At 74.3% G+C, this 14,946-nt stretch carries 10 protein-coding genes; 7 read left to right on the forward strand and 3 right to left on the reverse strand.

The genetic code is table 11. The features are described 5' to 3' along the window. Nucleotides 1-59: 59 nt before the first annotated feature. Nucleotides 60-575, reverse strand: coding sequence for a TetR/AcrR family transcriptional regulator (locus IEZ31_RS38835; RefSeq protein WP_190255105.1), 516 nt, complete (start codon nucleotides 573-575; stop codon nucleotides 60-62). A 60-nt stretch (nucleotides 576-635) separates the two neighbouring features. Between IEZ31_RS38835 and IEZ31_RS38840 the strand changes: the two genes are divergently transcribed. Then, the gene (locus tag IEZ31_RS38840) at nucleotides 636-1,721 is read left to right on the forward strand and encodes an FAD-dependent oxidoreductase (protein WP_190255106.1); all 1,086 of its coding nucleotides are present in this window, start codon (nucleotides 636-638) and stop codon (nucleotides 1,719-1,721) included. A 7-nt stretch (nucleotides 1,722-1,728) separates the two neighbouring features. Here IEZ31_RS38840 and IEZ31_RS38845 read toward each other — a convergent pair whose 3' ends face one another. After that, the gene (locus IEZ31_RS38845; protein WP_190255107.1) at nucleotides 1,729-2,553 is read right to left on the reverse strand and encodes a PP2C family protein-serine/threonine phosphatase; all 825 of its coding nucleotides are present in this window, start codon (nucleotides 2,551-2,553) and stop codon (nucleotides 1,729-1,731) included. 64 nt (nucleotides 2,554-2,617) lie between these two features. Here IEZ31_RS38845 and IEZ31_RS38850 point away from each other — a divergent pair, with 64 nt between their 5' ends. Beyond that, a complete protein-coding gene (locus IEZ31_RS38850; protein ID WP_190255108.1) occupies nucleotides 2,618-4,897 on the forward strand; it encodes a LuxR C-terminal-related transcriptional regulator in 2,280 nt (759 codons plus the stop codon). 14 nt (nucleotides 4,898-4,911) lie between these two features. Here IEZ31_RS38850 and IEZ31_RS38855 read toward each other — a convergent pair whose 3' ends face one another. Then, the gene (locus tag IEZ31_RS38855; protein ID WP_229836300.1) at nucleotides 4,912-7,566 is read right to left on the reverse strand and encodes an MGH1-like glycoside hydrolase domain-containing protein; all 2,655 of its coding nucleotides are present in this window, start codon (nucleotides 7,564-7,566) and stop codon (nucleotides 4,912-4,914) included. A gap of 153 nt (nucleotides 7,567-7,719) precedes the next feature. On the opposite strand from IEZ31_RS38855, the gene IEZ31_RS38860 reads away from it, so the two are divergent. The 5 genes from IEZ31_RS38860 to IEZ31_RS38880 all read left to right on the forward strand — a co-directional run bounded on the left by IEZ31_RS38860 (nucleotide 7,720) and on the right by IEZ31_RS38880 (nucleotide 14,695). Continuing rightward, nucleotides 7,720-9,600 (forward strand): amylo-alpha-1,6-glucosidase, encoded by a 1,881-nt coding sequence (locus IEZ31_RS38860; RefSeq protein ID WP_373294753.1) that lies wholly within the window; start codon nucleotides 7,720-7,722, stop codon nucleotides 9,598-9,600. 217 nt (nucleotides 9,601-9,817) lie between these two features. Continuing rightward, entirely contained in the window at nucleotides 9,818-11,077 is a 1,260-nt protein-coding gene (locus IEZ31_RS38865) for a glycosyltransferase family 4 protein (RefSeq protein WP_229836301.1), read from the forward strand. Nucleotides 11,078-11,206: 129 nt separating this feature from the next. Then, nucleotides 11,207-12,847 (forward strand): protein kinase domain-containing protein, encoded by a 1,641-nt coding sequence (locus IEZ31_RS38870; protein WP_190255111.1) that lies wholly within the window; start codon nucleotides 11,207-11,209, stop codon nucleotides 12,845-12,847. Further along, entirely contained in the window at nucleotides 12,840-13,676 is an 837-nt protein-coding gene (locus IEZ31_RS38875; protein WP_190255112.1) for a patatin-like phospholipase family protein, read from the forward strand. Before IEZ31_RS38870 ends, IEZ31_RS38875 begins: the two co-directional genes overlap by 8 nt. Further along, on the forward strand, nucleotides 13,676-14,695 hold the full coding sequence (locus IEZ31_RS38880; protein WP_229836303.1) for a 1-acyl-sn-glycerol-3-phosphate acyltransferase: 1,020 nt from the start codon (nucleotides 13,676-13,678) through the stop codon (nucleotides 14,693-14,695). The genes IEZ31_RS38875 and IEZ31_RS38880 overlap by 1 nt, the downstream gene beginning before the upstream one ends. Nucleotides 14,696-14,946: the final 251 nt, after the last annotated feature.

Here is a 14,946-nt window from a genome sequence, read left to right on the forward strand (position 1 = left end):
GTGCCGCTTTCGAGGGGGAGCGTTGGGGAGGTGCTCAACATGGTCAACGAGGCATGGCCTCAGCGGTTACCGACGAGTTTGAGCACCGTGTCGATGCGTTCGCGGCGCTGCTGCTCGGGCAGCGTGCCGCGGGTCAGCTCGTCCAGCAGCAGCCCGTCGAGCAGGCCGATGAGCAGCCGGGCCCGCTCGACCGAGCCGAGCAGCGCGGCGCCCCGCTCCACGAACGAGCCGGCCAGCCGCGCCGCGGCCGGCCCCAGCTCGGCCCGGGTCTGCGGGTCCAGCATGAGCATGAACCGGGCCCGCGTGCGGGTGGCGCCCTCGGTGACCCAGCCCGCCAGGACCGCCGCGAGATCCGGATTCGCGTCCGAATCCGCGAGGTCGAGCGCCGCGATGCGCTCCAGCGCGGCCGTGAGCAGGGCGTTGCGGGTCGGGTAGTGGTAGCTGCAGGTGCCCTGGGGCAGGCCGGCCCGCGCGTCGACGGCGCGGTGGGTCAGGGCGCGGACACCGTCGGTGCCGAGCACGTCGATGGCCGCGTCGGCCAGCCGCAGCTTGCGATCCCCGTCACGAACACTCACCCGACCGATGCTACAGGTGTAGCGTTGGTTGCTACAGATGTAGTGGACCCGGGAGGATCGATGCACGCGATCGTGGTGGGCGGCGGGATCGGCGGCTTGGCGACCGCCATCGGGCTGGGGCGGCGGGGGTGGGACGTGACCGTGCTGGAGCGGCAGCCCCGGCTGGGCGCGATCGGCGCCGGCCTGTCCCTCTGGCCGAACGCGCTGCGGGCGCTCGACTGGCTGGGCATCGGCGCGGCGGTCGAGGCCGCCGGCGGCCGGATGCCCGAGCGCAGCGGCATGCGCGGCGCCGACGGGCGGTACCTGAGCCGCGTCGACATGACGGGCCACCGCCTCGTCGTCGTCCACCGCGCCGACCTGCACGAGATCCTGGCCGGGGCCCTCCCGGCGAGCGTCACGGTGCGCACCGGCGTCGACGTGACCACAGTGGACAGCCTCGACGCCGACCTGGTCGTCGGCGCGGACGGCATCCGCAGCGCGGTGCGCGCGCGGTACGCGCCGAATATCCGCATCCGCGACAGCGGCCAGGTCTCCTGGCGGGCGATCGTGCCCGACGACGGCGGCCTCACCAGCGGCGGCGAGACCGTCGGGCCGCGCGGCTGGCGGTTCGGCGCCGCGCCGGCGGGCCGGCGGGGGATCTACTGGTACGTCGCCGCGCCCGGCCCGCTGCGCACCGGCACCCCGCAGGAGCAGCTCCAGGAGCTACGCGAACGGCTCGGCGGCTGGCACGACCCGATCCCGGGACTGCTCGCCGCGACCGACCCGGCGGCGCTGCTGCACCACCCGCTGCAGGACCTGCATCCGGTGGCGCCGATGCGGTTCGGTGACCGGGTGGCGCTGGTCGGCGACGCGGCCCACGCCATGACCCCGAACCTCGGCCAGGGCGCCTGCCAGGCCCTGGAGGACGCGGTCACGCTGGCCGCGCTGGCGCCGGACCTGGGGCGGTACGCGGCACTGCGCGAGCCCCGGGTGCGGCGCATCGTCGACCGGTCCTGGCAGATGGGCCGGCTGGTGGGGGCCAAGGGGCGGCTGGCGGGCGCCGTGGTGCGCACCGCGGCGCGGCTGCTGCCCGACCGGGCGGCGTTGTCGAGCGCCCTGGCGGTGACGGAATGGGAACCGCCGAGGCCGGAGGCAGTGACGCCGTGAGTGCCGGCTACGCGGGCAGGCGCGCCCCGGTGACCTCGCTGCGGCCGAGCCACGACCGCAGCCGCCGGCGCAGCCCGCCCGGCTCCGGCACGTCGTCGCCCACGACGTCGGCCACGACCGCGGTGATGTTGTCCGGCCCGCCGGCCCGCAGCGCCAGGTCGACCAGCCGGTCGACGCACTCCTGCGCGCCGGGCTGCTCGCGCATGGCCTCCTCGATCGTCTCCGCGCGCAGCACGCTCGACAGGCCGTCGCTGCACAGCAGGTAGCGGTCGCCGGCCCGGGCGGGCGTCACGGAGTACACCGGATCGGTCGGCAGCCCCTGCAGCACCCGGCTGACCAGGGACCGCTGCGGGTGCATCGCCGCCTCGTCGAGCGTGATCTGCCCCTCGTCGACGAGCAGCTGCACGTAGGTGTCGTCGCGCGTGATCTGGTTGAACTCCTCGCCGCGCAGCAGGTAGGCGCGGGAGTCGCCGATGTGGACCAGCCCGATGCGCTCGCCGCCGAACAGCATCGCCGTCAGCGTCGTGCCCATGCCCTGCTTGTCCGGGTCGGTCTCGACCTCGTCGCGGATGCGCCGGTTGGCGTCGGAGACCGCGGTGCGCAGCGCGGTCAGGATGTCGTTGCCGGCGAACTCCTCGTCGAGGGGCGTCATCGCCTCGATCGCGAGCCGGCTGGCGACGTCGCCGGCCGCCATGCCACCCATGCCGTCGGCGACCGCGAGGAGCCGGTCGCCGGCGAACATCGAGTCCTGGTTGCTGCCCCGCACCAGCCCGATCTCGGTGCGGGCCGCCCACTCCAGCGCCAGGGGACGGCGCCCCTCCTCCTCTGCCATGGATGACACCTTGCCGTACCGCACCACACGGCGTCTCTACGCAGTTGTGCGTATGGTGACGGGCATGCCCCCCGCCCCGTTCGTCGGACGCGCCTCGGCGCTGGCCGAGATCACGGGCGCGTGGCGGGCCGCCCGTCCCCGGGTGGTGCTGGTCACCGGCGAGGCGGGCAGCGGGAAGAGCCGCCTGGTGGCCGAGGTCATCGACAGGATTGACGCTCCGGTGGTGCTGGCGGGGGCCGCGCGCACCCTCGGCGCCGCACCACACGACTGGCTCGCGTCGGTGCTCGGCCGCCACCCGCTGTCCTCGGCAGTCGTCGATGCGGCGGTCCTGGCCCAGCTGACCCAGCGCGCCCCGGAGGGCGCGCCCCCGCGCCTGGCCCCGGCCGCGATGCTGCGCGCGGCGGTCGACGTGGTCCGCGCCCTGCTCGGCGGCCACCACGGTGTCCTCGTCGTCGAGGACCTGCACGACCTCGACCCGGCGAGCCTCACGCTGGTCGGTGAGCTGGCCGCGACCGCCCTGCCGGCCCTGCTGCTGGTCACCAGCCGCCCGCCCGCGGCCGCGGCCGCCGCCCGCACGCTGCGCAAGCTCGGCGGCGCGCCGGCCGTCCTGCGGGTCGACCTGCGCCCGTTCGACGCGCGCGAGACCGCCGAGCTCATCGAGGGGTACCGCGGGACGCCCCCGCCCCCCGACACCGTCCGCGCCGCCCTGCACCGCACCGGCGGCAACCCCTTCTGGCTCACCGAGCTGCTGACGGCGGGCGCCCTGACCCAGCGCTCGCTGCCGGCCCACGTGACGGGCCTGCTGGTCGAGCCGCTGACCGGCGAGCCGCCCCTGGTCGGCACGGTCGCCCGCGCCGCGGCCCTGCTCGGCGACCCGGTCGAGAGCGACGTGCTGGCCCACGTCTGCGCGACCGACGTCGACCCGGCCCTGCGCCGCCTGCTCGACCTGGGCATGCTGGTGATCGCCCCGGAGGCGGCCCCGGCCGGCCCGCTGCGGTTCCGGCACCCGCTGCTGCGCGAGGCCTTCGCCCACACCGCCCTGCCGGCCGAGCGGGCCCGGGTCCACGCCCGCGCCCTCAAGCTGGCCCTGGAGCTGGGCGACGCGCCGGCCCGCGCCCGCCACGCCGCCGCCCTGGGCCGCGCCGAGGAGTCCCGCGCCGCCGCCGTCGAGGGCGTCCGCACCCTGGTGGCCGCCGGGCGCCCGGCCGCCGCGGTGGACCTCGCCGAGACGGTCCTGAGCCTCCCCGGCGTCGCCGACGCGGGCCTGCTGCGGGCGGCGGCCGAGGCGGCGTACGTCGCGGGCCGCTTCACGACCGCGGCGGACCTGGCCGCGGAGTGGCTCAGCCATTCGGTCGGTCGACCGACTGACGGTAACGGCCATTCGGTCGGTCGACCGACTGACGGTAACGGCCATTCGGTCGGTCGACCGACTGACGGTAACGGCCATTCGGTCGGTCGACCGACCGAACACGGCGAGGGCCGGAGCGACGAGGCCGCCGACGCGCATCGGCTGCTCGCCGCCGCCCGGCGTGCGCTCGGCGACCACGACGGGCAGCGGCGGTCGCTCGACCGGGCCGCCGCCGTAGGCCGCTCGCCCGCCTCCGTCGCCCGCCAGCTCGCCGCCGAGGCCGAGCTCGCCCTCGACACCGAGGGCGCCGGGGCCGCCCTGCCGCTCGCCGAGGCCGCCCTCGCCGCGGCCGAACGGGCCGGCATCGGCATCGCGCCCGCTGCGGTGACCCTCGGCGCGGCCCTGGCCCGGCGCGGTGTCCACGAGCGCGGCGCCGCCCTGCTGCGCGCCGCCCGCCAACTCGCCGAGCACGAGCACGAGCACGAGCACGAGCGCGAGCGCGAGCGCGACCACGACCCGGTGACGCGCGGCCGGGCGATCCACGAGCTGCTCGCGGTCACCCTGCCCCGCCTCGACGAAACGACCGCCCGGCGGCGGTGCGACGAGGCGGTGGCCCAGCTCGCGCGGTACGGGCTGGAGTTCTGCGTCGGCCGCACGGTCCGCCTCGCCGCCGAGGTGGCCCTGCGCGCCGGCGACCCGGCCCGGGCCGAGGCCCTGGTCTGGTCGCGGCTGCCGATCGAGACCGACGCCGGCGAGCGGGTGGCGCTGGCCGCTCTCGCCGGCCCGGCCGTGCCGGGCGAGCTCACCGCCCGCGAGGTCGAGGTCCTCGGCTGCCTCGCCGCCGGCATGACGAACCAGCAGGTGGCCAGCTCGCTCGGCATCTCCATCCGCACGGTGGCCGTGCACGTGTCGAACCTGCTGCGCAAGACCGGCGCGACCTCACGCACCGAGGCCGCGCTGTGGGCCGTGCGGCACCGGGTCGGGCCCGTCGCGTAGCTGCGGGCCGGGCCTCAGCCCTGCGCCGCCGGTGGCGGGGGCGTGCGCAGGGTCAGGATCAGGTCCAGCACCAGCGCCGTCCAGCCGGTCTGGTGCGCGGCGCCGAGGCCGGCCCCGGTGTCGCCGTGGAAGTACTCGTAGAAGAGCAGCAGGTCGTGCCAGGCCGGGTCGCGCTGGAACAGGTCGACGTCGCCGAAGACCGGGCGGCGGCCGTCCTTGCCGTCGGTGAACAGCTTGACCAGGCGCAGCGACAGGTCGTCGGCGACCGTGCCGAGCGTCGCCATCGTCCCGCTGCCCGCGGGGTACTCCACCTGCAGGTCGTCGCCGAAGAACTCGGCGAACCGCCGGATCGCCTCGATGAGGATGTAGTTCACCGGGAACCAGATCGGGCCCCGCCAGTTGGAGTTGCCGCCGAACAGGCCGCTGGTGGACTCGCCGGGCTCGTAGCCGACGGTGTACGCGTGCTCACCCAGATGTACCGTGAACGGCTCGTCCTTGTGGGCCCGGGACAGCGTGCGCAGCCCGTAGGGCGACAGGAACTCGTCCTCGTCCAGCATCCGCTGCAGGATGCGGATCAGCTGGTCCGGCCCGACCATCGACAGCAGCCGCAGCTGCTGCCCGCCGCGGCTCTTCTTCGCCCCGACCACGTCGCCGTACTCCGGCTTGTTGGTGAGGAACCAGCGCAGCCGGGCCGCCACGTCGGGCAGCCGGCGCAGCGTCGTCGAGCTGATGATCGTCGTCGCGGTCAGCGGGAGCAGGCCGACGACCGAGCGGACCTTGAGCGGGATCCGGTCGCCGCCCGCGGTCCGCAGCACGTCGTAGAAGAACGCCTCCTCCTCGTCCCACAGCCCGAACTCGTAGGCGGCGTCGGCGATGTAGGCGAAGTGCTCCAGGAACTTGGCGGCGATGTCCTCGTAGACCCGGTCGTGCACGGCGAGGGTCAGCGACATGTCGAGCAGGTTCAGCGCGTACATCGCCATCCAGGCGGTGCCGTCGCTCTGCTCCAGCCGGCCGCCGACCGGCAGCGCGGCCGAGCGGTCGAACGGGCCGACGTTGTCCAGCCCGAGGAAGCCGCCCTCGAAGACGTTGTTGCCCTCGGCGTCCTTGCGGTTGACCCACCAGGTGAAGTTCAGCAGCAGCTTGTGCAGCACGCGGGCCAGGAAGTCGAAGTCACGCGAGCCGTCGAGCACGAACACGCGCAGCGCCGCCCAGGCGTGCACCGGCGGGTTGACGTCGCTGAACGCCCACTCGTAGGCCGGGATCTGCCCGTTGGGGTGCATGTACCACTCGCGCAGGAGCAGCAGCAGCTGCTCCTTGGCGAAGCCGGGGTCGACGCGGGCGATCGCGACGCAGTGGAACGCCAGGTCCCAGGCCGCGTACCAGGGATACTCCCACGGGTCGGGCATGGACAGCACGTCGCAGCTGTTCATGTGCCACCAGTGGGAGTTGCGCCCGTAGCGGCGGCTGTCCGGCGGCGCCTCGGACACCGGGTCGCCCTGCAGCCAGCGCGCCACGTCGAAGTGGAAGAACTGCTTGCCCCACATGAGCCCGGCGACCGCCTGCCGGACGATCATCTTCTCCTCGGCGCTCGCCGCGGGCGGCACCAGCGCGTCGAAGTAGTCGTCGGCCTCGGCGCGGCGGCGGCTCATCGTCGACTCGAAGTCGGCCCGCAGGTCGGCCGGGGCGAGGTCCTTGGCGCCGGGCGCGTTGAGGTTGAGCCGCAGCCGGATCTCGTGGGTGCCGCCGGGCGGGACCGAGACCAGGTAGTGCAGGGCGCCCTTGGTGCCGACGCCGTCGGGGTTGACGCTGTCCTTGCCGTGGATGACGTGGTCGCCGATGCCGTCCTTGGGGTACTCCTGGCCGGCCTTGCCCCAGATCCGCGGCCCGTTCGTCTCGTTGTTGCAGAACAGCGGGGAGGGCGAGCCGTCGCCGGTCAGCGCGAGGCGGCCGAGCAGCCGGTGCTCGGCCAGCAGGCCGTTGTCCTTGGCCCGGATCTCCGGCCTGTAGTCACGGCCGGGCAGGCCCCACGCCCACGTGTTGCGGAACCACAGCGTCGGCAGGATGTGCAGGGTCGCCGGCTCCGGGCCCATGTTCTTCGCGGTGATCCGGATGCACATGTCGGTCGGGCCGGCCTTGGCGTAGTCGACCTCCACCGCCCAGTAGCGGTCCTCGTCGAAGATCCCGGTGTCGGCCAGCTCGTACTCGGGCTCGTCCCGCCCGCGCCGGCAGTTCTCCGCCACCAGCTCGTCGTAGGGGAACGCCTGCTGAGGGTAGTGGTAGCGCCACTTCATCCACGAGTGGGTGGGCGTGGAGTCCAGATACCACCAGTACTCCTTGACGTCCTCGCCGTGGTTGCCGAGGTCGCCGCCGAGGCCGAACATCCGCTCCTTGAGGATCGGGTCCTTGCCGTTCCACAGCGCGAGGGCGAAGCAGAACGTCTGCCGGTCGTCGCAGATGCCGGCCATGCCGTCCTCGTTCCACCGGTACACCCGGGAACGGGCCTGGTCGTGCGGGAAGTAGTCCCAAGCGTTGCCGTGCGGGCTGTAGTCCTCGCGGACGGTGCCCCAGGCGCGCTCGGACAGGTAGGGCCCCCAGCCCCGCCATGGGCGCTCCCCGCTGTCGGCTTCCGCCAACCTCCGGCGTTCGGCGTTCCCATCGTCCTCGATCACGTAACCATTCTCCGTCGCCCATGTTTCGACCAAGTTGAGGCCGCCGTTCGACCCGTTCCGGGGTATTTGTTCCTACACCAGATCATCCCTTGATCAATAATCTTGTGGCGAACCGCTCGTCACCCGCCACCCCGAGCCACCAAGATTGTGCGCATGGTGGTGTTCGGTCCGCAGGTTTGTGGTGATTTGTCCATCGGAGCGACGCGTGAGTGGCTCGTCCCCGATGGTGCCGGTGGGTACGCCATGGGCACCGTGCCCGGATTGCGGACCCGGCGGTACCACGGCCTCCTCGTCGTCGCCGAGCCCGGCCGGCCCGCCCGCCGCCACCTCGGCCTCGCCGCGCTCGACCCGGTGCTCACCCTGCCGTCCGGCGCCACCGTCGAGCTGGCCGCCCACGAGTGGTCCGGCGGGACGGTGAGCCCCCAGGGCCACACCCTGCTGGAGCGCTTCGAGCTCGTCGACGGGCTGCCCCGCTGGCGCTGGCGGATCGGCCCGGTCGTGCTCGAGCGGGAGCTGGCCATGATCCACGGGCGCGCACACGTCGGGATCGTGCACCGCCTCGTCAGCGCGCCCGGCCCGGTGACGCTCACCCTCAAGGCGCTGGTCACCTGGCGCGACGTGCACGGCGAGCGGACCGCGGCCGGCCCGCCGCCGCTCGTCGAGCCCACCGCCGGCGGCGTGGAGGTCGAGCGGGCCTTCCGCCTGGAGGGCCCCGGGTGGCAGCCGATCGGGCAGTGGTACCGCGGCGCCCGCACCCGGGTCGAGGAGGAGCGCGGCCTGCCGGCGGAGGAGGACCTCTGGTGCGCCGGCAGCTTCACCGCCGAGCTGGCACCGGGGGAGAGCATCGAGGTCGAGGGCTGGCACGGTGACTCGTCGCCGCGCGGCGCCGAGCGGATCGTGGCCCGCGCCCGGGCCCGCAACCGCGCCCTGGTCCACGACGCCGCCGACGCCGCCGACCGCGCGCTCGTCCTGGCCGCCGACGCCTTCGTGGTCGCCGGCCCGCAGGGCGCACCCGACGTCGTGGCCGGCTACCCCTGGTTCGGCGCCTGGTCGCGCGACACGATGACCGCCTACGCGGGGCTGTTCCTCGCCACCGGCTGGTGGGACGAGGGCCGCGAGCTGCTGCGCGCCTACGCCGGCACGCTGTCCGGGGGCATGCTCGCCAACACCGCCGACACCGGGCAGACCGAGCACAACACGGTCGACGCGACCCTGTGGTTCCTGCACGCCGTCGAGCGGCACGTCGCCGCCACCGGCGACGACGACCTCGCCGCCGAGCTGCTGCCCGCCCTCGACGGCGTGGTCGCGGCGCACCTCGCCGGCACCCGCTACGGCATCCGGGTCGACCCGGCCGACGGCCTCGTCACGCAGGGCGCCCCGGGTGTGGCCCTCACCTGGATGGACGCGCGCGTCGACGGCGTGCCGGTCACCCAGCGGGCCGGCAAGCCGGTCGAGGTGAACGCGCTGTGGATCAACGGCCTGGGCGCGGTCGCCGCCCTCAAGGAGCGGCTGGGCCGCGACGCCGCCGCCGAGCACCGCCTGCGCGCGGCGGCGCACGCCTCCTTCGAGCGACGGATGCCGACCCCGACCGGCCTCTACGACGTCGTGGACGGACCCGCCGGGGACGACCCCTCGCTGCGCCCGAACCAGCTCCTGGCCTGGAGCCTGCCCCGCGGGCCGATGCGCGGTCGGCCGCTGCCGGAGGCGGTCGAGGCCCTGCTCACGCCGCTCGGGCCGCGCAGCCTGGGGGCCACCGACCCGGCCTTCGTGCCGACCCACCGGGGCGGTCCCGCGCAGCGGGACGGTGCCTACCACCAGGGCACCGTCTGGCCGTGGCTGATCGGCCCCTACGCCGACGCGCGACCGGGCCCCAGCGCGGACATCCTCCAAGGCATCGAAGCGCATCTGTGGGAGTGGGGGGTGGGCTCGGTCAGCGAGACGGCGGACGGGGCCGCGCCGCACCGGGCCACCGGGTGTCCGTTCCAGGCCTGGTCCGTGGCCGAGACCCTGCGCGTCCGCCGAAACGTCGAGTGACCGTTACACCCTAGAAATGAGATTTGCCTCCCCGGTAACCCTCGCCCGGCAGGATGAGACTCAAGCCCACCCACCAGGTCACACGCCGACAAAGTTTGCGTGTGTAACCGTTGGCGCGCGTGGGTATCAGGGCGGGCGTTTTTTTGATCTGATCTTCTGTGGGGGCGGCCACGTGAACGACATCAGCGGACTGCGGACTCGGCCATTGAGAATCCTGATGCTCTCGTGGGAGTATCCGCCGGTCGTCGTCGGCGGCCTCGGGCGGCACGTGCACGCCCTCGCCACATCGTTGGTGACGGCGGGCCACGAGGTGACCGTGGTGACCCGGCACGCGCCCGGGGCACCCCTGGAGGAGTATTCGGAGGGCGTTCGCATCGTCCGCGCCGCCGAGGATCCGCCGCTGTTCCCGCTGTCGACCAGCACGCTCCTGGCCTGGACGATGGCGTTCAACCACACGCTCACGCGCGCCGCGCTGCGAGCCGCGGCCGGCGGCGACTACGACGTCGTCCACGCCCACGACTGGCTCGTCACGCACACGGCGGTCACCCTCAAGGAGTGCCTCGACCTGCCGCTGGTGGCCACCATCCACGCCACCGAGGCCGGCCGGCACCAGGGCTGGCTGCCCGGCGAGATGAACAAGTGCATCCACTCGGTCGAGTGGTGGCTCGGCCACGAGGCCTGCCGGGTCGTGGTCTGCTCCGAGTACATGCGGTGGGAGGTCACCCGGCTGCTCGACCTCGCGCCGGCGCGGGTGTCGGTGGTCGCCAACGGCGTCGACTCGAGCGTCTGGAAGGCGCCGTCCCGGGCCGTCAACGCCGCCCGGGCGCGGTTCGCCGGCGACGGACCCCTGCTGGGGTACGCCGGCCGGCTCGTCTACGAGAAGGGCGTCCAGGACCTCATCGCCGCCCTGCCCGAGCTGCGCGCCCGGCACAACGGCCTGCGGGTCGTCATCGCCGGCGACGGCCCGCACCGGACCGAGCTGCAGGAGGACGTGCGACGCCTGCGCCTGCAGCGGGCGGTGAGCTTCGCCGGCTTCATGGGCGAGGGCGAGCTGCCCGCGCTCATGGCGGCCACCGACGCGCTCGTCGTGCCGAGCATCTACGAGCCGTTCGGCATGGTCGCGCTCGAGGGTGCCTCGGCCGGCGCGCCGCTCGCCGTCGCCGCGACCGGCGGCCTCGCGGAGATCGTCGAGCCGGGGGAGACGGGCGTCACGTTCCCGGCCAAGAGCCCCGACGCGCTCGCCGCCTCGGTCGGCACGCTGCTCGACGACGAGCCGTTCGCCCGCCGGGTGGCCAAGCAGGCCCGGGCCATGGTCAGCGAGCGGTACGGCTGGGCCACGATCGCCGCCAGCACCGCCGACGTCTACCGCACCGCGATCGCCGAGGCCCCCGGCTTCGCCGCCCGGCAGGCCGCCAGTGTCCTGGAGCACGGCCGTCCCCAGATCGTGGTGCCGGAGGGTAACCTGCTCACCATCTGATACGTCCGATACCTGACGGCCCCGGTGAGTCATTTGCCGGGGTCGGTCACATTTTGGGGCTCGCCAGCAGGCCCATCGCCCGGTACGGTTGCTCACGAACAGCGACCGGAGTCGATCAGGGGCAACTGGGTGAGCGGCCAAGCCGACGAAGTCCTCGGGAACAGGTACCGGCTCATCGCACCTGTTGGCACCGGCGGCATGGCGGTGGTCTGGCGGGCCACCGATCTCGTGCTCGACCGTGACGTGGCCGTCAAGCTGCTCGCCGGGGAACTCGCCAGCAAGGCCGGCAACCGGGAGCGCATCCGCGCCGAGGCCCAGGTCGTCGCCCGCCTCCAGCACCCGAACATCACCGCCGTGCACGACTACGGCGAGGCCGGCGACCTCGCCGACGGGCGCAACGGCCGCCGCCCGTACGTCGTGATGGAGCTGCTCGCCGGGGAGCTGCTCTCCGACCGGCTCCGCTCCGGCCCCATGTCCTGGCGCCGCGCCACCCAGATCTGCGCGCAGGTCGCCGCCGGGCTGGCCGCCGCGCACGAGCGCGGCGTCGTGCACCGCGACATCAAGCCGAGCAACGTCATGCTGACCTCGGCCGGCGCCAAGATCCTCGACTTCGGCGTGGCCGGGCTCACCGGGTCGCTCGACCCCGACGACGAGTACGAGGGCCGGGTCTTCGGCACCCCGGCCTACCTCGCCCCGGAGCGCCTGCTCGGCGGGGGCGTCGTGCCGGCCACCGACGTCTACACCGTCGGGCTGCTCGTGTACCGCTGCCTCACCGACCGGCTGCCCTGGCACGCGGACACCCCCACCCAGATGATCGCCAACCACGTCTACGAGCCGCCGCACCCGCTGCCCGGCATCCCCGGCCTGCCCGAGGAGATCCCGGCCCTGGTCGGCCGTTGCCTGGCCAAGGACCCGGAGGCCCGGCCGCCGGCGGTCGAGGTGGCCCGCGTCCTCGCCGCGGCGACCGGCATCCACGTCGTGCTGCCCGGCGAGGACGGCTCCTCCACGCAGGAGGTCCACGTGCCGCCGATCCCGCCCGTCCCGGCGGGATCGGCCACGCCCGTCCGCGAGCGGGTCGACGTGCCCACGCGCCGCGCCCGCCTGGCCCGCCGCCGGCGCCGGCGCATGTGGGCCGCCGTGATCGCGGCCGTCGTCGCCACCGGTGCGACCACGGGCGTGGTCATCTGGCGGCCCTGGGTCGCGCGCCCCGCCTGCCAGGTCGACTTCTACATCCGCCCGGCCGCGCTCGGCAGCCAGGACCGGGCGTTCGAGGCCCGGGTGACCGTGGCGAACACCGGCAACCGCGCGCTCGACCCCTGGGTGCTGGTGTTCCGGCTGCCCGGCGGCCAGAGCATCGAGCGGATGGACGGGGTGCTGCGGTACCGCTCGGAGGTCGGCGGGATGCGGGTCACCGGCGAGGAGTCGCTCCCGCCCGGCAAGGCGGTCACCTTCGGCGTCGACGGGTTCGGCGGCCAGCCCATCCCGCCCGAGGGCTTCGCCCTCAACGAGACCGACTGCGACACGCGCGTCGCCCAGCAGCAGCCCGACGAGCAGCTGCCCGGCCTCACCGGCGGCGTCATCGACGCGCCGAAGACCGAGGACCGCCCGCCCGCCCGGCCGCAGAACCCCGGCCCGGGCGGCGGGCCGCCGCCGGGTGGCGGGCCCCCGCCGGGTGGTGGCCGCCGGTCTGACGACCAGCCGCCGCCGAGCTACGGTTACACCACACCGCCGGCCCAGCGCACCAGGAAGAGGCCCCGCGTCCGTGCCTGAACCACTCGCCCCGCCGATCGGGTTCGTCTTCGGCGGGGGAGGCGTGCTCGGCGCCTACGAGGTCGGCATGGCCCGGGCCGTGCTGCACGCCGGCATCCGGCCCGACCTGGTGGTGGGCACCTCGATCGGGGCGTTCAACGGCGCCGCCGTCGCCGCCCGGCCGACCGAGGAGGTCGCCGACCGGCTGGTCGAGCTGTGGGCGTCCGAGGAGGCCCGCACCGTCTACGGCGACTCCCTGCCCCGCCAGCTCGGCCGCTTCGCCCGGCGCACCCATCTGCACTCGCCGGCCCCGCTGCGCCGGCTCCTGGAGCGCGAGCTGGGCGACGTCACCACCTTCGCCGACCTGCCGGTGCCGTTCCAGTGCTGCGCCGCGAGCATCGAACGGGCCGCCGAGCACTGGTTCTCCGCCGGCCCGCTCGTCGATGCGGTCCTCGCGTCCGCCGCGGTGCCGGGGCTCCTGCCGCCGGTACACCTGGGGGAAGAGCACTTCATCGACGGCGGCATCGTCAACTCGGTGCCCGTCGGCCGGGCCGTGGAGCTGGGCGCGCGAACGGTCTTCGTCATGCAGGTCGGGCGGGTCGAACGGCCCTTGCGCCCGCCCCGCCGGCCGTGGGAGGTTGCGCAGGTCGCGTTCGAGGTGGCCCGGCGGCACCGCTTTGCGCGGGAACTGCGCGAGGCGCCGCCGGAGGTGACCGTGCACGTCCTGCCCACCGGCGGTGGCTCGCCGCGCGACGACTCCCCGCTGTCCTACCGCAACCTCGCCGCCGCCCGCGCCCGCATCGAGCGCGCCTACCGGGCCAGCTGCGCCTATCTGGAGGCGATGGGATAGTGCCGCCCCGCTGGGTCCGCCGCATCGTCGTCGCGCCGGTGGCGCTGGTCCTGATCAGCGCAGTCCTCGTGACGATGCCGGTGTGGCTGCTGCTGGCCGGCGCCCTGGGCCCGCTCGGCTCCGGCCGCCTGCGTGCCCTGCGGGTCTCCTGGATGGTCGCCGTCTACCTGTTCCTGGAGCTGGTCGCCCTCGTCGTCCTGTTCGTGCTCTGGGTGGCCAGCGGCTTCGGCTGGCGCATCCGCGGCCCCCGTTTCCAGCGCGCCCACTACGTGCTCGTCGGCCGCTTCCTCCGGATCCTGTACGGCCAGGCGCGCTGGGCCCTGGGCGTGAAGGTGGCCGTGGTCGGCACCGATCCCGACGTGGCCGCCCCGGGCCAGCCGGAGCTCGTGTTCTGCCGCCACGCCGGCCCGGGCGACTCGTTCCTGCTGGTCCACGCGCTGGTGAACTGGTTCGACCGCGAGCCGCGGATCGTCCTCAAGGCGACCCTGCAGTGGGACCCGGTCATCGACGTGCTGCTGAACCGCCTCCCGAACCACTTCATCACGGTCGCCGAGGGCGCCGAGTCGATGATCGGCCGCCTGGCGACCGGCCTGGACGACAACGACGTCCTGGTCCTGTTCCCCGAGGGCGGCAACTTCACCCCGAACCGCCGCGTCCGAGCCATCCAACGCCTGCACGACCTGGGCCTGCACACGATGGCCGAGCGTGCGGAGCGCATGCGCCACGTCCTGGCGCCCCGCCCGGGCGGCACGCTGGCCGCCCTCGACGCGGCCCCGGAGGCGGGCGTGATCTGGGTGGCCCACACGGGCCTGGACAAGCTCCTGACCGTGGCCGACGTGTGGCGCCACCTCCCGCTGGACCTGACGATCACCATGCGCTGGTGGTCGGTCGAGCCCGATGAGGTCCCGACGGGCCAGGAGGAGCGCGTGGAGTGGCTGTACGAGTGGTGGGCCAAGATCGACGCTTGGATCGGCCGCCACGCCCCGGAGGAACCCACCCGACCCGCCGAACGCACCTGACGCCCTGCCTCCGCCGGCCCTGCCTCCGCCGGCGCTGCCTCCGCCGGCCGTGCCCTCCGTTCGGCCGTGATCGATGGAGAGTCCTGGTTGCCATGGCAGCCAGAAGTTGCCATGGATCATGGGGTGCCGCGCCGTCCGCCGCCAGCAGGCCCGATCTGCGCCCGACATTTCCGGAATGTCGGGTGGACCCGGCGGAGTTCCGTCCAGGGGGCAGCTGGCGGCAGCGAAGGGCGGGACTCGCGTCGATCGTC

This window comes from Dactylosporangium sucinum (genome assembly GCF_014647515.1).
In the GTDB taxonomy this organism is placed as follows: Bacteria; Actinomycetota; Actinomycetes; order Mycobacteriales; family Micromonosporaceae; genus Dactylosporangium; species Dactylosporangium sucinum.